Annotated in this window: 16 protein-coding genes and 2 pseudogenes; 9 read left to right on the plus strand and 9 right to left on the minus strand. The window is 67.2% G+C overall.

Going from position 1 to position 18,456, the window contains the following annotated elements; translation table 11 throughout:
- Positions 1–5 precede the first annotated feature (5 nt).
- The 4 genes from OG202_RS42915 to OG202_RS42930 form a co-directional block, all read right to left on the minus strand.
- Positions 6–689 carry an aspartate/glutamate racemase family protein gene (locus tag OG202_RS42915; protein ID WP_327726609.1) on the minus strand — a complete coding sequence of 228 codons (684 nt, stop codon included), beginning with the start codon at positions 687–689 and terminating at the stop codon, positions 6–8.
- 96 nt (positions 690–785) lie between these two features.
- On the minus strand, positions 786–1,742 hold the full coding sequence (locus tag OG202_RS42920; protein WP_328224508.1) for a class II fructose-bisphosphate aldolase: 957 nt from the start codon (positions 1,740–1,742) through the stop codon (positions 786–788).
- A complete protein-coding gene (locus tag OG202_RS42925) occupies positions 1,742–3,190 on the minus strand; it encodes a four-carbon acid sugar kinase family protein (protein WP_327726607.1) in 1,449 nt (482 codons plus the stop codon). Before OG202_RS42925 ends, OG202_RS42920 begins: the two co-directional genes overlap by 1 nt.
- Positions 3,191–3,542: 352 nt before the next feature.
- Complete coding sequence (locus OG202_RS42930) at positions 3,543–4,382, minus strand: hypothetical protein (RefSeq protein WP_327726606.1); 840 nt, start codon at positions 4,380–4,382, stop codon at positions 3,543–3,545.
- A gap of 318 nt (positions 4,383–4,700) precedes the next feature.
- Between OG202_RS42930 and OG202_RS42935 the strand changes: the two genes are divergently transcribed.
- From OG202_RS42935 to OG202_RS42960, 6 genes are all read left to right on the plus strand, one after another.
- Positions 4,701–5,522, plus strand: coding sequence for an SDR family NAD(P)-dependent oxidoreductase (locus OG202_RS42935; protein ID WP_327726605.1), 822 nt, complete (start codon positions 4,701–4,703; stop codon positions 5,520–5,522).
- Positions 5,523–5,567: 45 nt separating this feature from the next.
- Entirely contained in the window at positions 5,568–7,019 is a 1,452-nt protein-coding gene (locus tag OG202_RS42940; RefSeq protein ID WP_328224509.1) for an aldehyde dehydrogenase family protein, read from the plus strand.
- 31 nt (positions 7,020–7,050) lie between these two features.
- A complete protein-coding gene (locus tag OG202_RS42945; protein ID WP_328224511.1) occupies positions 7,051–7,842 on the plus strand; it encodes an HpcH/HpaI aldolase family protein in 792 nt (263 codons plus the stop codon).
- A 43-nt stretch (positions 7,843–7,885) separates the two neighbouring features.
- On the plus strand, positions 7,886–8,872 hold the full coding sequence (locus tag OG202_RS42950; RefSeq protein ID WP_328224512.1) for a ketopantoate reductase family protein: 987 nt from the start codon (positions 7,886–7,888) through the stop codon (positions 8,870–8,872).
- A gap of 68 nt (positions 8,873–8,940) precedes the next feature.
- A complete protein-coding gene (locus OG202_RS42955; RefSeq protein ID WP_328224513.1) occupies positions 8,941–9,969 on the plus strand; it encodes a zinc-dependent alcohol dehydrogenase family protein in 1,029 nt (342 codons plus the stop codon).
- Between the two features lie 32 nt (positions 9,970–10,001).
- Positions 10,002–11,501 (plus strand): aldehyde dehydrogenase family protein, encoded by a 1,500-nt coding sequence (locus OG202_RS42960; protein WP_327726600.1) that lies wholly within the window; start codon positions 10,002–10,004, stop codon positions 11,499–11,501.
- 26 nt (positions 11,502–11,527) lie between these two features.
- Here OG202_RS42960 and OG202_RS46675 read toward each other — a convergent pair whose 3' ends face one another.
- The 5 genes and pseudogenes from OG202_RS46675 to OG202_RS42985 all read right to left on the minus strand — a co-directional run.
- Positions 11,528–11,911 (minus strand): IS3 family transposase, encoded by a 384-nt coding sequence (locus tag OG202_RS46675; protein ID WP_405895826.1) that lies wholly within the window; start codon positions 11,909–11,911, stop codon positions 11,528–11,530.
- A gap of 231 nt (positions 11,912–12,142) precedes the next feature.
- Positions 12,143–12,442 carry an IS3 family transposase gene (locus OG202_RS42965; protein ID WP_328224514.1) on the minus strand — a complete coding sequence of 100 codons (300 nt, stop codon included), beginning with the start codon at positions 12,440–12,442 and terminating at the stop codon, positions 12,143–12,145.
- Positions 12,443–12,471: 29 nt separating this feature from the next.
- Positions 12,472–13,220 (minus strand): annotated as a pseudogene (locus OG202_RS46680) (IS630 family transposase); the annotation flags it as partial.
- A 66-nt stretch (positions 13,221–13,286) separates the two neighbouring features.
- Positions 13,287–13,682 carry a nuclear transport factor 2 family protein gene (locus OG202_RS42980; protein WP_327726597.1) on the minus strand — a complete coding sequence of 132 codons (396 nt, stop codon included), beginning with the start codon at positions 13,680–13,682 and terminating at the stop codon, positions 13,287–13,289.
- A gap of 428 nt (positions 13,683–14,110) precedes the next feature.
- Positions 14,111–14,612 (minus strand): annotated as a pseudogene (locus tag OG202_RS42985) (IS5/IS1182 family transposase); the annotation flags it as partial.
- A gap of 69 nt (positions 14,613–14,681) precedes the next feature.
- Between OG202_RS42985 and OG202_RS42990 the strand changes: the two are divergent.
- From OG202_RS42990 to OG202_RS43000, 3 genes are all read left to right on the plus strand, one after another.
- Complete coding sequence (locus OG202_RS42990; protein ID WP_327726596.1) at positions 14,682–16,121, plus strand: sugar porter family MFS transporter; 1,440 nt, start codon at positions 14,682–14,684, stop codon at positions 16,119–16,121.
- A gap of 93 nt (positions 16,122–16,214) precedes the next feature.
- Positions 16,215–16,982, plus strand: a complete 768-nt coding sequence (locus tag OG202_RS42995) for a glucose 1-dehydrogenase (protein ID WP_327726595.1) — start codon at positions 16,215–16,217, stop codon at positions 16,980–16,982.
- A gap of 348 nt (positions 16,983–17,330) precedes the next feature.
- Positions 17,331–17,858, plus strand: a complete 528-nt coding sequence (locus OG202_RS43000) for a cupin domain-containing protein (protein ID WP_327726594.1) — start codon at positions 17,331–17,333, stop codon at positions 17,856–17,858.
- Positions 17,859–18,456 lie beyond the last annotated feature (598 nt).

The following is an 18,456-nucleotide window of genomic DNA, read 5'->3' on the forward strand; positions in this document are numbered from 1 at the left end:
CTGATTCAAGCCGTCTGCTCGTGCAGCACACGTACCGCGTTCTCCGCTCCGCTGCGCGGGCTGGAGAGAACCGGCTTGCCGACGGCTTCGGCGATCGTGGGGGCCAGCCGTGCCATGGACGCCTGGGCCAGCACGATCGTGTCGACCTCTGCGGCCAGCGCCCGCGCGCCGTCCAGCACCATCGTGTCGTGGCGGTCGCGGTCACCGGACATCAGCACCGAGAAGGCGCCCTCGCAGAGCCGCTCCCGAACGGTGACGTCGCGACCGGCCGCCCGTGCCTTCTCCTCGACGAGGGAACGGGTCGGCGGCAGTGTCGTGGGGACCGTCGCCAGGAGGCCGATGGTGTCCGCGGTCTTGACCGCTGACGCGGTCATCGCGTCGTCGATCTTGACGATCGGGACGGAGACCAGGCGTCGGGCCACGTCGATGGCCGGACCGAGCGAGGAGCAGGCGGAGAAGATGACATCGGCCCGCGCGGCCTCCGCGGCCTGGGCCAGGTGCACCATGCGCTGCGTGCTGGCAGGTGAGATCTCACCGTCGCGCATCACGGTTGCGAGGACGTCGCTGTCGACGAAGTGCAGGACCTTGGCGTCCGGCGCGAGCTCCGCGAGGTAGTTGTTGATGACCGGCTCGACGCTGACGAACACCAGGCTGGTGTGCAGCACGGCGATCGAGGGAGTGGTGGACATGGTGGCTCCTTCAGGATGCGGCATCGGCCCGCGTGCCGAGGAGGGCACGAGAGCGTGGGACAGACGGCGCGAACCGCCCCGGGTTCGACAGAGACGTCAGAGCGTGGTGGTGCCCTGGGGTTTCGTCGATCGCATGGGGTGGCCGGTCTCGTACGCGGCGGGCGGGACGTGGCCCGCCTCGCCCTGGAGGGAGAGCGTTTCCCCCTCGGCGCGGGGGCTCAGGCGGCCGATGACCTCCAGGGCGGCGTCCCGGACCGCGTCGCGGCCCGCCGCCCACAGGGAGACGACGTCGGAGCCGGGCAACGTGGACGGGAGGGCCGCGCGGACGGCCTCCAGATAGGCGCGGCGCAGTTCGGCGTTGACGTTGACCTTGGCGACGCCCCGCGCGAGGGCGCCCTGCAGCTCCTCGACGGGCAGACCGCTGGCGCCGTGCAGGACGAGCGGGACCGGTACCACCTTGTGGAGGGCGGCCAGCCGCTCCAGGTCGAGGCGGACCGGCTCCTTGGTGAAGCCGTGGACGTTGCCGACGGCCACGGCGAGGGCGTCCACTCCCGTGGCGGCCACGAACTCGCCCGCCTGCCGAGGGTCGGTCATTGCCGCGGTCTGGGCGACGGCGTCGGTGGAGACGTCCTCGTCACCGGGCAGGGCACCGAGTTCGGCCTCCACCCAGGCCCCGTGGTCCCGGGCCCGCCGAACCGCCTCCTTCGTCAGAGCGATGTTCTCGGCGAACGACAGGTCTGAGCCGTCGACCATGACGGAGGTGTAACCCGCCTCCAGGCAGGCCGTGATCTCTTCCAGGTCCCGGCAGTGGTCGAGGTGGACACCGAGTCGGGCGGCGGAGTGAGTGGCGGCGTCCAGCGCAAGCCACATCAGGGCCTGGCGCCCGGCGTGCTTGAAGGGGCTGGACCCTGCCTGGATCAGGACCGGCCGCCCGGCGGCCTCGGCGGCGGCCACGATCCCCTGGAGTGTCTCCAGGTTGTAGGTGACGAACCCGGGCAGCGCGTGACCGGAGGCCGCGGCCTCTTTCAGGGCATCGGTTCCGTGCAGCAGCATCAGGCGCTCCGGAGCAGGTCGAGGGCGTCGGCGAGGGCGTCGGTGCCCCCGACGTTTCCGGCGAAGACGATGTAGGGGATGCCGACGGAGGGGCCGTCCGCGGGCTCCCAGAGCGAGACGATGCCGGGCAGCAGCGTGCCCCGGGCCCAGGCACGACGGATCTCCAGGCCGTGGGTGGCGGTGTCGCTGGAGGTGATACCGCCCTTCGCGACGACGAAGGCGGGCCGCCGGGTGGCCCTCACCTGGCGCACGGCCTCCACGAGCGCGGCGGAGACCCGGCGGGAGATCGCCAGACTGTCGTCCGCGTCGACACCCGGCACCAGCACACGAGAGGTGCGGATCACGGCGTCGGCTGAGTCCAGCGCGCCGGCGGCCGCGGTCGCGACCTCGGCGATGTGGGCGTCACGCCGCTGCTCGTCGAGCAGGAGGGCCACGTCCAGCTCGTACTCGGCGATCCCGCCCCGCTCCCGCAGCCGGTCCAACTGCCGTGTCGTCAGCGCGACATGAGACCCCACGACGATGAGACCGTGCGGTGCGTCCCCGCGCAGCGGGCGCAGTTCCGCCGGGCTGAGCGGGGCCCGCCCCTCTTGTCCGGCGCGGGCCCTGACGAAAGACGGCCCGACCCGGTACAGCAGCCGCGTGCCGTTCTCCTCCGCCTGGGCGAGGGCTAGGGCGAGGACCCGCAGATCGTCGTCGCACACCGCGTCGACCACGGCCGTGCGTCCGCCGCGCAGCGAGGACAGCAGTCGCGCCGTGTGCGCCGGGCCCCCACCTCGCAGGTCGTCCAGCGTGATGCGCAGGACCTCGTCCGCGGGCACGTGCCCGCCCGTCTTCTCCTCGACCCACTCGGGCAGCGACGAACTGCGGTAGCCGAAGGTGGCGTCGCGGGCGAACTCGCTCTCGCCGACCGGCAGCAGCCCGTCGGCCGTCCGCATCCAGTGCTGTGAGCCGACCGTCAGTCGGCCCGCCTCGATGTAGGCGGGGACCAGTACCACTCCGTCCGGCGCGCCGACGCCCAGCTCGGTCAGCTCCTCGGCGAGGACATCGGTCTCCAGCGGGAAGTGGCCGCGCAGGGTCGAGTCGCCGCGGCTGGCCAGGACGTAGCCGGTGCCCTCGGCCGCCGCGGCCTCGTGCAGTGCGCGGACCACCTCGCGGTTGCGGGCGGCGGCGTCCTGCGGGGACAGGCTGCGGGTGTTGGTGAGGACGAAGAAGGCGGTGCTGTCCTGGCGCAGCGCCCAGCGCAGGTCGTCCACCGTCCAGGAAGTCAGGACGGGCACGTCGGCGACCGTCTGGGTGCCGGTCGGATCGTCGTCGAGGACGACAAGACGGGGGCCGCCGGACAGGCGGGCGGCCACTTCCGCGGCGCTCACTTCGCGGACTGGAGGCAGACCTTCCAGCACTGCGGCCTCGGGGACGGTCCGCGTCTGGGTGTGGAGGGGGAGAGACATGGCGAATTCCTGGCCTGTTCCGAGTAGTTGAGGGGGGGGAACGTCAGTCGAGATCGCGCTTGATCACGTGGGTGCGATGCGCAGGTCGTCCGCGGCCTGCATTCGTACGGCCGTCCAGGGCGGTCCCGCGGACGCGGGACCGCCGGACTCTCGGGCGGCCGATGCCGCCTCGTGGCACGCGACGGTGTTCCTGCGGGTCCCGAGAACGGCAGAGGTCTGCCCACGCGAGCGTCGGCTTGCCCGGCTTTCGGCACATGTCCAGTACAGCGGTATGCGCATCGCGGGGGGCCTGGCCGTGAGGACGGTGCCCACGGGGCAACGCGGGCCGTGGACCGCGTTGCCCCGTGGCGAGTCAGAACGTGTGCAGGACCATGCGCAGGAACTCGGTCGGCTCGATGGCCTCGACGGGCACCGGACCTTCGTTGGCGAGGAATTCGTATCCGGTCTCGGGGCCGTACTCCTCACCGCCCGCCGTGACCTTGCCCTTGGTCTGGAACAGGATCTCGATGGAGGGGAACTGGCCCGCCTGGTACACCGCGCCGGGTTCCAGGCGCACGAACCCGATCCGCAGGTCGCGCTCCGTGAAGTTCCCCAGCCACTTCTCCGAGACGCCCGCCTCGCCCTGCGGCAGCCAGTCATAGGCATCCGGGTCCATCGCGATGACATCGGTGTACCGCGGGGTCGCGAACTCGAGCTTGCCTCCCATGGCATGCTCGAAGATCGCCAGCGAGCCGTCCACGGTCTGGGTCACACCGTTGCCGTCCGTGTAGTGGTACATGCCCTTCTTGAACTCGCCGGTCTTGGCCAGCTCGGCGTTCGTCGCCTCACGCTGCGCGACGCTCAGGTAGCCGGCGCCGCTCGCGCCGCCGCACTGCAGGACCATGGTCCGAAGACCCTCGGCACGCTCCTGGGGGCCGTAGTGGATGCTCTCGGGGAAGTACCCCACCCACCCTTCCTTCAGCACGTCGTTCTCGGTGTAAGGCAGCGTGCCCTGGATGACGTAGCGGATCTGGTCGAAGTTGTGCCGGTGGCGAGGGGTCCGCCAGCCGCCACCGCCCGTGAGACCCATGTTCAGGTCGTAGTTGTTGGGTGAGCCGTCTTCGCCGAACAGCAGGTGCTTCTGGTCGAGCTTTCCCTCACGCATGCTTCCGACCTGCTCGACGCCGGTGTCCGATGCCTTGCCTACGCGCATCTCTGCTCCCTCACGCAATTGATCTCACCCCGCGGCGAGAGTCGACGGGCTGTGACGTCCCGTCCGCCCGCAGGTGTCCTGCATCAGCTCAGGGCCAGTCGCCTGTCGTTGACGATATCCCATAATACGGGATACTGTTCAAGAGCTGCTAGGGGTGCCTCTCCACTGGATTGAAAAGATCCCACGATGCAAGACAGATTGAACTTGCGGCTGTCTGGAGGCGGGCCAGGTGAGGCGGGAGCGTGGCGGCCAGAACAACGCCCTCTGTCCACCCCCTGCCGCACGTCCACCACGAAGCGCGAGCCACGAGGATCGACCATGACGGCACCCCTGACTCACACCCCCTATGACTCCGGCGTGCCGGCGTTGGCGCGGGACTTCAGCGTCGAAGGGCGGGTGGTCCTTGTCACCGGTGCCGCCCAGGGCATCGGCCGCGAGTTGGCGCGGCAGTTCGCGGCGGCCGGAGCCCTTGCCGTGGTGGCCGACCTCGACATCGACAAGGCGGAGGCCGTCGTCAAGGAGATCCATGACGCCGGTGGGGCTGGTCTGGCCGTCAGGGTCGACGTGGCCGACGAGGCGTCCGTCCAGGCGATGGTCGACACCGCCATCGAAAGGTGGGGCCGGGTCGATGTGCTGATCAACAACGCCTCGATCTTCGCGACCCTCGAGAAGGGGCCGTTCGACCAGATCCCCGTGGCGCAGTGGGAACTGGTGCTGAAGGTCAATGTCACCGGCAGCTATCTGTGCGTTCGGGCGGTGGCCCCTCATATGCGCGCGGCGGGCTTCGGCCGCGTCATCAACATCTCATCCGATTCGGTGACCCGTGGCGTCGTCAACTACCTGCACTACGTCACCTCCAAGTCGGCGTTGATCGGCATGACCAACTCCCTGGCGCGTGAGCTGGGCGGTCACGGGATCACCGTCAACTGCGTGCGGCCGGGCATGGTCGCCACGGAGGTCGAGCGCACCGCCAACCCCACGGTCGAGGCCCGTGAGCGCGCGGCGTCACAGCAGTGCATCCCACGGGGGATGGTCCCCACCGACCTGGTCGGCGTCATGTTCTTCCTGGCCGCACCGGCGTCCGCGTTCGTCACCGGCCAGACGATCGCATGCGACGGCGGTTACACCCACAGCAGTTGACCCGTCCGACAAGCCACCACGCAGCCCGAGGAGACGTCGCCGACCATGAAGCAGTACCCGCACCTATACATCGACGGTCGCTGGACCGAACCGATCGAACCCCACGAGCGGGAGCTCGACGACCCCACCCGTCAGGAGGTTTTCGCCCGGGTGGCTCTGGGGAGCGCCGCGGACGTGGACCGTGCGGTCGCCGCGGCCCAGCGCGCGTTCGAGAGCTTCTCCACCACCTCGGCGGACGAACGGATCGCTCTGATCGACCGTGTCATCGCCGTGTACGAGTCGTACATCGACGACTTCTCCGAACTGATCGCGCGCGAGGTCGGCATCCCCGTCAGCAGCCGCGCTCAGGTCACGGGCCCGGCTGAGCACATGAGGGTGGCCCGCGACCTCCTGCGCGACTACCCCTTCGAATCGCGGGTGGGCAGCGCCATCGTCCGTCGCGAGCCGATCGGTGTCAGCGCGCTGATCTCACCGTGGAACTGGCCGGTCCAGACCGGCATCATCAAGACCATCTACGCTCTGGCCGCCGGGTGTACGGTGGTTGCCAAGCCCAGTCTCAACTCCGCCGCGAGCGGCGTGCTCATGGCCCAGGTGCTGCACGAGGCCGATGTGCCGCCCGGCGTGTTCAACCTGGTGAACGGCACTGGCCGTGAGGTGGGCGACGCGCTGTCCCACCACCCGGGCGTCGACATGATCTCCTTCACCGGGTCCACCGGCGCCGGCAAGCAGGTGGGCGCCGCCGCCGCGGGCACCGTGAAACGGGTCTGCCTCGAACTGGGCGGAAAGTCGGCCAACATCGTGCTGCCCGACGCCGACCTCGAACGGGCCGCGCGCTGGACCATCCAACGCTGCTTCTTCAACGCCGGTCAGTCCTGCCACGCCCCCAGCCGGCTGCTGGTGCACGAAAGCCAGATGGAGCAGGTGCTGCCCTTCCTGGCCGACGAGGCACGCAGCTACCGTCTGGGTGACCCGCTGGAGATCTCGACGACCATGGGTCCGCTCGTCAGCGCCGCCCAGTACATGTCGGTCCGAGGTCACATCCAGAGCGCTCTCGATGAGGGCGCCCGCCTCGTCACCGGTGGCGTCGAGCGCCCCGACGGTCTCGACCGGGGCTATTTCGTGCAGCCCACGGTGTTCGCCGGAGTCACCCCGGACATGAAGATCGCCCAGGAGGAGGTCTTCGGCCCCGTCATGGCGGTTCTGTCCTACCGCGACGAGGACGACGCCCTGCGCATCGCCAACGATTCGCCCTACGGGCTCGGAGGCTATGTCTTCGGCGGCGACCGGGCGAACGCCCGCCGCGTGGTGAACGGACTGCGCGCCGGACGCGTCAGCTACAACGGCGCGCCCACGGATTCCTGCACGCCCATGGGCGGATACAAGCAGTCCGGCACCGGCCGCTCGATGGGCAGGTTCGGGCTCGAAGAATATCTCGAAGTCAAATCCGTGTACGGGTTCGAGGACGAGGCGCAAGCGCTGCCGACTCTGTTCGGCTGAGACACCCCGAGTCGGTCAGGAGCCGTCAAACATGAGCAACGAAGCCACCCGCCTGCTGCGCAATCCTGTCAAGGAGAAGCTGTCCAGGGGCGAGACGGTGTACTCGATGACCGTCCGGCTGGTGCGGACCGTCGACATCGCCGCCATCGCCCACACGGCCGGGTTCGACTCCGTCTACATCGACATGGAGCACAGCCCGTTCTCCCTGGAAGCCGCGAGCCAGATCTGCATGGCCTGCAATCATCTGGGCGTCACTCCACTCGTCCGTGTCCCCGGCCTGGACCCGTCCTTCATCGCCAGAGTCATGGATGCCGGCGCCATGGGGATCATCGTGCCCGGCGTGCAGTCGGCTGACGAGGCACGCACCGCGGTCCGTGCCGTGAAGCACGTGCCCTTGGGAGAGCGCTCCCTGGCGGGTGCACCGCCCCAACTGCACTACCGGTCCTTCCCCGCCGATCAGACCATCCGCGAACTCGACGAGTCATCCATGGTGGTGGCGATGATCGAATCCCAGGCCGGTCTGGATGCCACGGACGCCATCGCCGCGGTAGAGGGCGTGGACATGCTCCTCGTGGGTGCGAATGACCTCAGCGTCGAGCTGGGTGTCGCGGGGCAGATGGACCACCACCAGGTGCACAAGGCGTTCCTCCACGTCATCGAAGCCTGCCGAGCACACGGGAAGACCGCGGGTATCGGTGGCCTGGGAGGGCGGCCCGATCTCATCCGTCAATACCTGGAACTCGGCGCCGGCTATGTCTCGACCGGCAACGACATCTCGTTCCTGAGCGCCGCCGCGGCGCAGAAGCGTCGGCAGTTCGACTGATCAAAGCGTCACGAAACAGTACGTCACGGAACAGGAAGCGCACATGAAAATCTGCGTGTACGGAGCGGGGGCCGTGGGCGGGCACATCGCCGGACGCCTCGCCGCTGCCCAGGCCGAGTTGTCGCTGATCGCCCGTGGTGAGCAGCTGACCGCGATCCGGCAGCACGGACTGCGGGTGAAGACCCGTGACGGAGAGCTGGTCTCCCACCCGGTCGCCACCGACCGGCCCGGCGAGCTGGAGCCGCAGGACCTCGTCATTGTCGCGGTCAAGGCCCCCACCCTGCCGGCCATCGCCGTGCACATCGGTGCCCTGCTCCACCAGGACAGCCTGGTGCTGTTCGTCAACAACGGCATTCCCTGGTGGTACTTCCACTCGCACGGCGGGGCCTTGGACGGCACCCATCTTCGACGGCTGGATCCCGAGCGGGCGCTGTGGGACCGCATCGGTCCGCAGCGCGCCGTGGGCGGCGTGGCCTACACCGCCTGCAGCGTGATCGCACCGGGAGTGATCCACGCCGAGAATCCACGTAACCGCCTGATCGTCGGACGCCCTGACGGCCGGCCCGACGCGAGGCTCGACGCACTGGCGTCGCTTCTGAACCCGAGTGGTCTGGAGGTCACCGTCACATCGGAGATCCGTGACGCGGTCTGGGCCAAACTGCTGATGAACCTGATCGGGGGGTCGCTGGGCATCCTCACCGCCTCAGCCATGAAGGACGTCCTCGACAAGCCCTCCATCGCCGGCACCGCCAAGGCGATGGCAGCCGAGGGCGCCGCCATCGCTCGTGCCCTGGGCTGCGATCCGGGTGATCCCGACGAGGTTCTGAGCAAGCAGGCCAAGTCCGGCCATCTCCAGAGCATCGCGCAGGACATGCTGGCCGGCCGGCCCATGGAGATCGACGCCATGTTCCGGGTCCCCCTCGACCTGGCCGAAATGGCGCAGGTCCCAGTACCCAACCTTGACCTAGTGATCGAACTGGCCACGCAGCGGGCCCGCGCCGCGGGTCAGTACCACGACACCAGTAGCTGACCTCGCGCGTCCGTCGACCCGGGCGCCCGCATGTTCTTGGACTCGTTCGACAACACGGGATTGTGATCATGAAAGCAGTTCTCTTCCTGGGCGAAGGCAAGCTCGATCTCCGTGAGGTCCCCGATCCGGTGCCCGGGCCTGATGAAGTGGTGATCCGTATGAAGGCCTCCGGCATGTGCGGGAGCGACCTCCATCACCTCCACGGCCCGCTGCGCACCGGATCCGAGCTGGTGATCGAAGGACATGAGCCGTGTGGGACCGTCGAGCTTGTCGGTGACGCCGTGCGCCCCAGCGAGGCCAAGGACGGGGACCGGGTCATGGTCCACCACTACGACGGGTGCCGTACCTGCCGATACTGCCGTTCCGGCTGGACGCAGCACTGTCCGAATGCGCGCACGGTGTACGGCGGGCTGGACGGCGACGGTGGACACGCCGACTTCATGAAGGTTCCCGCGCACACGCTCATCCGTCTGCCCGGCGCACTGTCGTTCAAGACCGGTGCGGCCATCTCATGTGGCACCGGAACGGCCTTCGCGGCCCTCAAGAGGGTCGGCCTGTCCGCCGACGAGACGGTGGCGATCTTCGGTCAGGGGCCCGTGGGTCTGAGTTGCACCATGCTGGCCAAGGCCTTCGGTGCTCGGGTCGTCGCCGTCGACGTCGAGCCCTCCCGGCTGCATATGGCCAAACAGTTCGGTGCCGACCACGTCGTCAACGCGCAGGAGCATGACCCTGTGGCCGCTGTTCGGGAACTGACCCGCGACGGCGAAGGGGCGGACAAGTCCCTCGAATGCAGCGCCAACCCCACTGTGCGTCGTCAAGCCGTCCAGGCACTCCGACGCTGGGGAACCGCGTGCATGGTCGGAGTCTTCGGCCCGATCGAGCTGGACAGCGAGGAACTCATCCAGCTGCAGAAGACCGTCGTAGGCTCACTCACCTTCAGCAAGAACCTGCAGGAGGAGTGTGCCCTGTTCGTGGCCGAGCGCGGCCTGGACGTGGAATCGCTGTTCACGCATGAGTTCCAGCTGGACGAGGCGGAGCGGGCCTACGAGCTGTTCGATCGACGAAAGATCGGCAAGGGCGTCTTCATCTTTGACTGACGCAGCATCACAGGTTAGGTGAGAGGACACCCATGACCACATCCCAGCAAAGCTCCCCTCTGTGCGAGCAGGCCCGGCGCTTTTTCTCCCGCGACGTGCACCAACTCTTCATCGACGGCCAGAGCGTCCCGGCCGCGTCTGGACAGACACTGACCACCGTCAATCCGTCGACCGGTGAGGTCCTGACGCTGCTTGCCGCCGGCGATCAGTCCGACGTCGACCGCGCGGTCCTCGCCGCACGCAAGGCATTCAACGGCCGGTGGAGCACCTGGACTCCCTACGAACGCCAGGCGTTGCTGACGCGCATCGCCCAGATCCTCGACGAGAGATTCGAGGAACTGATTCAGATCGAGGCCATGGACATGGGCGCCCCTGTCTCCAGGCTGCGCAACAGCAAGCCGGCCCTGATGAAGATGTTGTCGTTCTTCGTCTCTCAGGCGGCGAACATCACAGGGGAGACCCTGATGAACGGTATCCCCGGCAATGTCGCCACGATGACGTTGAAGGCCCCGGTCGGGGTCGTCGGCGGAATCATTCCCTGGAATGGCCCCCTCAACGGGCAGTTCTGGATCATCGGTGCTGTTCTGGCCAGCGGGTGCACGGCTGTGCTCAAGCCGTCCGAGGAGGCATCTCTGTCGGTGCTGCGGGTGGCCGAGATCCTGCACGAAGCCGGAGTGCCGGCGGGGGTCATCAATGTCGTCACCGGTCTGGGCAAGGAAGCCGGCCATGCGCTGGCGGCCCATCCCGATGTAGACCGCATCGCTTTCACCGGTTCGACCGAGACCGGCCGCAGCATCATCCGGGCATCCGCCGTGAACATCAAGAAGCTGCAGCTGGAACTGGGCGGCAAGTCGGCGGACATCGTGTGCGCGGACGCGGACCTGGACAAGGCGGTGCCGGGAGCGGCGATGGGAGTCTTCGCCAACTCCGGTCAGATCTGTTTCGCCGGGACTCGGGTGCTCGTCCAGCGGTCCGTCGTCGACGAGTTCACCGAGCGGCTGCTGACGTTCATGGATACCTTGCGGGTCGGAAACAGCCTGGACTCCGCCGTCACGTTGGGCCCGGTCGTCTCCCAGCCCCAGTTGGACAAGGTGCTGTCCTACATCGATGTCGGGCGGGACGAAGGGGCTGAACTGCTCCGCGGCGGCGGGCGGCTCGGGGGTGAGTTCGAGAACGGATACTTCGTGCAGCCGAGCGTCTTCGGCGGTGTGACCAATGAGATGCGGATCGCTCGCGAAGAGATCTTCGGCCCCGTTCTGTCGATCCTGCCGTTCGATGACGTGGACGAGGCCATCGCCGTCGCCAACGACAGCGACTACGGTCTCGGCGGAGCGGTGTGGTCACAGAATCTGTCCACCGCACTTCGCGTGGTCCACGGCGTGCACACCGGCACGATGTGGGTGAACTGTTACGGCCACATCGATCCACTGGTCGGATTCGGCGGAACGAAGCTGAGCGGGTACGGCTCCAAGGGCAGTGCCGCGCACATGGACACCTATCTGTACACCAAGAGTGTCTACATGGAACTGTGACCGTGCGGCCCCGTGTGCTGTCGGCGTCATAAGTGAGGTTCCCCCGCTGCGCGGGAGTGGCTGACTAGCGGGTCAGGGCGGGTTGACGTGGTTTCAGATTCACTGGTTCGGCCGTTGTCTGGTCGGCGTAGTGCTTCTCTTCGAACTCGATGGGGCTGAGGTAGCCGAGGCGCTTTTGGGATGCGGCGGGGGTTGTAGAAGCCGTCGATGTACTCGAAGAGCGCGAGATTCGCTTCGGCTCTGGTGCCGAAAGTCCGTCCGCGGATGCACTCGGTCTTGACCAGCATCCACAGGTTCTCCGCCAGGGCATTGTCGAAAGAGTCGCCGACCGAGCCCATGGACGCTTGAACACCTGCTCCGACCAAGCGTGTTGTGAGCTTGATGGACGTGTATTGACCGGGTTCAACCATTCGTAGCAACACTCCTGTTCAGAGAGGTGTGTTGTGGGACGACCAGCGGGTTGGATGACGGAGTTGACGGGTCGGTCGCCGATGAAGTCGCCGGGGCGGCCCACGACTCTGCGGGAGAAGGCGTCGCGGATCGCCGACAGCCACAGTGGCCCCTCCAGGGTGGGGATCATGGTCAGGTCGGTGACCCACAGCCGGTTCGGCGCGTGTGCCGTGAAGTCGCGTTGCACCAGGTCAGGGGCGAGGTCGGCGTCCGGATCGCGGCGGGTGAAGCTCTTGCTCCTGCGGGGGCTGATCCCGGCCAGGCCGGCCTGGCGCATGAGCCAGGCCGGCCCGCTTGCGGCCGACATGGACGCCCTCGCGCTTCAGGACGGCATGGATCCTGGGCGATCCGTAGATCCCGCCGGAATCCTGGTGGATCTGCCGGATCTGCCCGGTCAGCTCGGTGTCCTGGTGGATCCGCTCGCAGGGGTCCTTCTCGGCCTGGCGCCAGCGGTAGTAGGTGGAAGAGGGGATGTGCAGTTCCCGCAGCACGGGCTCGACCCCCAGGTGCGGGTGCTCGTCAGCCGCACCATGCGGCAGCTTTTGAAGCCCTTGCGCCGGTCTTTGGCGGGGCCGCGGTCGAGGTGGATGCGGTAGATCAGCCGGGACCGGTGGCCGGACTTGGTGCAGATCAGCGCCGCCATGGCGACGCGCTTGCTGCCCACGGCGGTAACCCGCACGACGGGTGTGTGCCCGCGTCGGCCCCAGGTACGGCCCTTGGGCGGCCTCAGCCCCTGGCCGGCTTCGTCTTCGAAACAGAGCCAGGCGCCCAGGTCCGCCGCCGTCCTTATATGACGGGCCACTGCTCGTCCTTCCAGGCGGCGATCTTCTCCTCATCCCGCTCGGTGGCCTTGCGTGAGGGGACCTGCACACTCCAGCCGATGCGGTGCAGCAGCAGGTCCAGCCCGGCCAGGTTGTACTCCACGCCGAACCGGCGTCGCACGACCTCCGCGATCCTCGCAAGAGTCCAGCACTGGTCGCTCTAGCCGGCAGCGACCGGCCCGGCATCCAACACCATTTCCAGAACACGCAGTTGACTCGCATCGAGCTTACAGCGGGCACCGCCGGGCCCTTGGAGGACCAGGGCCTGCTGGCCGCCCGAAGCCAACGCCCGCCGCCAGCGGTTCGCCGACATCCGGGTCACTCGGAACCGCCGGGCCACCTCCCGGTCACTGGCACCTGCCTCGATCAGATCGGCGGCCGCCAACCGGACCCGCTCACGCCGAACCCGCTCGTCAGCTGTCAGCCCTCCGCCATCGGGATACCTCATCCCTCTGGCATAGCGCGGCCCACGACAGCCGTCACGACCCCGCGTAACCCACACCCTTAAAGATCTCTAGCCGTTCTGTCGCTCCAAGGCTTCGAATACGGGGGCGTTGTCCACGTAGATCCGCTGATCGACGAACTTGCCGTCGGCAATGGTGATCTTGGAAGCCGCCTTGATCTCGATCACCGTCCCATCGTGAAGCGTCCAACGGCCGATGGACTCGAAGAAGACGACCCCGCCCTCCTCCTCCCACACGTTCACGAGGTCGTGTCCGAGCGAGAGGACCTCGTCGAGCTTGCCGCGCAAGGCGGAGATGATGTTCTCTCGCCCCTTGATCTCTGGGCTGTTTCCGAACGTCAGCGTCATTTCCTCCGCGTAGTAGGAGCCGAACTCCTGGGGGCTGTTCGCCTCCATGGCCGCGTAGTACTCGGTCAGCAGCCTCACTGTTTCGGTGCTTGCGCGCAACGCGATCAGACCTTTCCGTGTAGATCTTTGCCGGGCTGCCCGCATTGTCCGTAACCCCTGTCACTCCGCCGCAGGCGGGCCGACCAGTCGAACCATTGACTGAATCCCACAATGCAGGATAACGTCCGGCTTGCAACGAGGGAATGTGTGCACCGTCACAGCTGAGCCGGGGGCGCTTCGCCCCAACTGTCAAGGCAGAGCAAGCAGCTTGCCTTGATCAAGACGGTCCACCTCGGCGCGAACGAGCCGTGCACCCACAGGGCGTCACGTCCGTGCCACTGGGCACCGAAACACCAGGCCAAAGGCAGTAAGACGCATGACCGAACAATGTCGATCGACCCGTGCGGAACTCATACCCTCAGCCCGGCCCACAAGGTTGTCCCGTGCGGGGCATGAGTTATCGGGTCAGGGCCAGGTTGTGGAGCCGAGCGATGCCGAGCAGGCCCCCCGCCCTGGTAGCCGACGTCAGCGATCGTCGGTGCACCGCGGCAGGCCCGGCCGATCCCGGATTTCCGTGCAGGCCCGACAGTCGCTCGACCGCCGGGAAGCGGGCCGACCGCCATGGCCGAGCGGCTGTCGACGGCGACGACGACCTGGGAGCTGGTAGAAAAGCGATGGTTCGTGCCGTTTTTGTGGGAGACGGCGTCCTTGCGGAGCCGACGGCCCGCGAGATCGCCGGCAAGGGATCGAGGATCCGGCCCGCCGCCGGCCTCGACACCTCGGACTACGGCGCCACCTGCCGCAGCGCGCGGTTGCAACGCCGACAGGTCGCCACCACGAGCACCACACGGTCGGCCAACGGCAGCCACCGCACCCCGCCCGGCTGAACATCACCACCACGCCGCCGCACCAGCGCGACGAGTTCGGCGATCGCACCTTGATCAGTCCGAAGAACGGCCCGATCCACTTCGGATCTTCAGCCGAGAACACCCCCGCCCATACCCGACCAACGCACCAACCATCACCTCGTGGTTACGGGACGACCTCTAGGGAGACCTTGTGTCCGACACCTCAACCCCCACACAAATCCTGACCCCCACGGGTGGTCGCGAGGACCCGAGAACATTCATGCTCCGGCTGACCGTGATCGCCAGCCTGGGTGGTCTGCTCTTCGGTTTCGACACGGGCGTGATCGCGGGCGCGCTGGTGTACCTCAACGAGGACTTCCAGTTGACCGCCGTCACCGAGGGGCTTGTCGTCACCTCGCTGCTCTTCCCCGGTGCGACGGCGGGTGCGCTTCTGGGCGGCCCCATCGCTGACCGTGTGGGGCGGAAGAAGTCGCTGGTCATCGCCGGCGTGATCTTCGTGATCAGTACGGTCGCCTGTGCTCTGGCTCCCAGCGTCGCCTTCCTGATCGTGGCGCGCATCGCGCTCGGCTACGCCGTCGGCGTCGCATCCGTCGTCGTTCCGCTGTACCTCGCCGAGATGGCGCCGGCCTCGCAGCGGGGCCGCATCGTCACGGTGAACCAACTCATGCTGGTCATAGGCCTGTTCCTGGCATTCGTCATGAACGCGGTGCTCGCCAACCTGATCAACGACCATGTCGTGTGGCGCTACATGCTCGGCGTCGCTGTCATTCCGGCCGTCGGGCTTCTTGTCGGCATGCTCAGCCTGCCCGACACCCCTCGTTGGTACGCGAGCAAGAAGATGTGGTCGGAGGCAAGACTCACTCTGCAGCGGGCGCACGTCGCCAGCCGGGTGGAGGCCGAGTACAAGCAGATCACTGCCATCGTCGAAGCGGACGAGATCCAGGGCAAGATCTCCGTCTTCGCCACTCTGCGCAGTGAGCCGTGGATGAAGCGTCTGATCCTGATCGGCATCATCCTGGCGATGGCCCAGCAGACCACAGGCATCAACGTGGTCATGTACTACGCGCCGACCGTGCTGGAGGACTCCGGCCTCACCCGATCCGCGTCACTGCTCGCCTCCGTCACCGTCGGCATCACGATGATCGTCTGCACGGTGGTGGGTATGTGGATTCTCGGTGTGATGGGGCGTCGCAAGATGATGCTGCTCGGTTTCGGTGGTGTCGCCGCCTCACACCTGGGGCTCCTCGTCACGTATCTGCTGCCCGACTCGGACCTGCGCTCGTACCTGATCCTGTTCTTCATGCTGCTCGTGACGGCGTTCATGGTGACCTTCCTGGGCACCACAGGCTTCCTCGTGCTCTCGGAGCTGTTCCCGTTGCCGATCCGCGGCTTCGCCATGGGCGCTTCCCTCGGCGGGCTGTGGCTCGCCAATTCCCTCATCTCGTTCCTCTTCCCGATCCTCGCCGAGCGGATCGGATCGATGGCAGTATTCTCCGGATTCATGGTGCTCAACGTTCTGGCGGCGCTGTTCGCAGTTCGTTGGATTCCGGAAACCAAGGGACGCACCTTGGAAGAGCTCGAGGTTGAACTGCGTGACCGTTACACCGGCACGGTTACCGAGCGCCCCTGACCTGACGCCACCCCGCCCTCCTCGGTATCTGCCGGTCCGACCCGCCGGATCGGCAGATACCGGGTTCCCTCATGACAGAAAGTGAGACCCAAGATGACTGCACGCAGGTTCGCCGGAAAGGTCGTCTTCGTGACCGGGGCCGGTAGCGGCATCGGCCGCGCCACGGCGACAGCGTTCGCGGCCGAAGGCGCCGACGTGGTGGTGGCCGATATCGACACGGTCGGCAACGAAGAGACGGCTCGGATCGCCGCCGAGCACGGTGGCCGGGTGCTCGCCGTCAAGTGCGACGTGACCTCCTCCAGCGACATCCAGGCCGCTGTCAATCGGACGGTCCAGGAATTCGGTCGCCTCGATGTCGCGTTCAACAACGCCGGCATCGAACAGCCGCCGGCCCCCCTCGTCGACATCTCCGAGGATGAGTGGTCACGGCTGCTCGACGTCAACCTGCGTAGCGCTTTCTTGTGCATGAAGTATGAGATCCCCGCAATGCTCGAGAACGGCGGCGGCTCTATCGTCAACACCTCGTCCGGCGCGGGCGTCGTCGGTATCGGAGGTCAGGCCGCGTACGTCGCCGCCAAGCACGGACTGATCGGCCTGACGAAATCGGTGGCCCTGGACTATGCCGCGCAGGGCGTCAGGGTCAACGCGGTCTGCCCGGGCATCATCGAGACCCCGATGATGGACAGGTTTTCCGGCGGCACCCCCGAAGGCCGGGCCCGAGTGATCGGTCAGGAACCCGTCGGCAGGATGGGCAGGCCCGAGGAGATCGCTTCCGCGGTGCTCTGGCTTTCTTCTGATCTCGGCGCATTCGCGACCGGCCATGCAATGGTCATCGACGGCGGCCAGACGGTCGGCATCTGACTCGCGCCTGTCCGTCGGTCCGGACCCATCACGAGGGTTCAGGCCGACGGAATCGCGAGATGCGACTTCGTACGAGGCGCGGTCGTCCGCCGGAGCAGACCCGCACCAGGGAGCCGCGACCTCCGGACGTCGGGGCGGAGTGCGCCCCTTGTCCTTGATGTCGGTGAGGGCTCCTTCCCGATCGTGGCCGTCACCGAGTCGTCGCCATTCCTGAGGAGCGCGATGTGCTCCTGAAACGGCGGAGGCTGCGGTATGCCCGCGCTCTCCGCCGGGCGGTGCGTTCACAGTGTGCTCCGCCCCCGCCTCGTTCGGTGGAATACAGATCACAACATGGAAGGGTCCACAATCATGGCTGGAGAGCATCGCGAATTTCAGTCGCGCTTGATCGTCACCGCACTTGATGCCGACGGCAGGTCGACGTTCGTGAGTGACGGTCCGACGACTGACCGACTCGTCGCCGACGGCTACACCCGCAATCACCTGTGGCAGGCGACGCAAGTGCCGACGCCGGTGATGGCGCCGAACGGTCCCGGCGGCGCCTCGATCATCCCGCCGCCGCCGGCCGGGTACAACTACGTCATCACGGCCTTTGCTCCCGACAGTGAATGGGACTACGAGGGAGGCTATGCGCGGATCCTGGCGGAGTCGGGTGCCGGGGACGCGGTCGATCCCACGGATGCCCCCGGTATGCACACGACGGACACGATCGATATCGTCACCGTGATTTCCGGGGAGGCGTGCGTTCTGCTCGACGCGGGCGAGACGACCATGAGACAGGGCGACACCATCATTCAGCGCGGCACCAAGCACGCCTGGCGAAATCGGACCGACAGGCCCTGCGTGGTCTCAGCGGTTCACATCAGCGTGATCCGCTGACCCTCCATTGACCTCTTGCAGCGTTGCCACTACAGGGTGCGGACGGCTGCGGCGGTGAACGACAACAGGGTGACGATGACACCGTGACCCACTGGGCCACGGCGTGAGGCAGGTCGAGCGCGGCAGAACAGGGAACAACGCGGCTACTCCACCTGTGGGTTGACGCTCCCAACCCGTCGCCCGTCGGATGAGCACCTGTGCACCCGTGGATGCCCGCGCCACCAGAAGGGACAACCCCATGCACCGCGAGAACCCTGACCTGTCCCCCTTTGCTCGTCGCGTGATCGTGGGCATCAACGACACCGGGGCGTCCACGGTCGTCGCCGACGAGCGGGACATGCCCTGCACTCGGCTCCCCAATGGAATCCTGCTGCAGGAGGTGTGGCAACAGCGAGGTATCCCCGCCGCAGCGGACGATCGGCCGAAGCCCGACTGGACGCTGGGGCCTGCCGCACCGACCGAAGGAGCATCGTGCGGATCCTTACGGTGCCGACCGCGAACGGCGACGAGCTCGCAGAACCGGATCTCCACACAGACCCTTCTTTGCATGTGATCACGATGCTCAGCGATGAACTGATCGTCATCCTGGAAGACGGCG

Source organism: Streptomyces sp. NBC_00310, from assembly GCF_036208085.1.
In the GTDB taxonomy this organism is placed as follows: domain Bacteria; phylum Actinomycetota; class Actinomycetes; order Streptomycetales; family Streptomycetaceae; genus Streptomyces.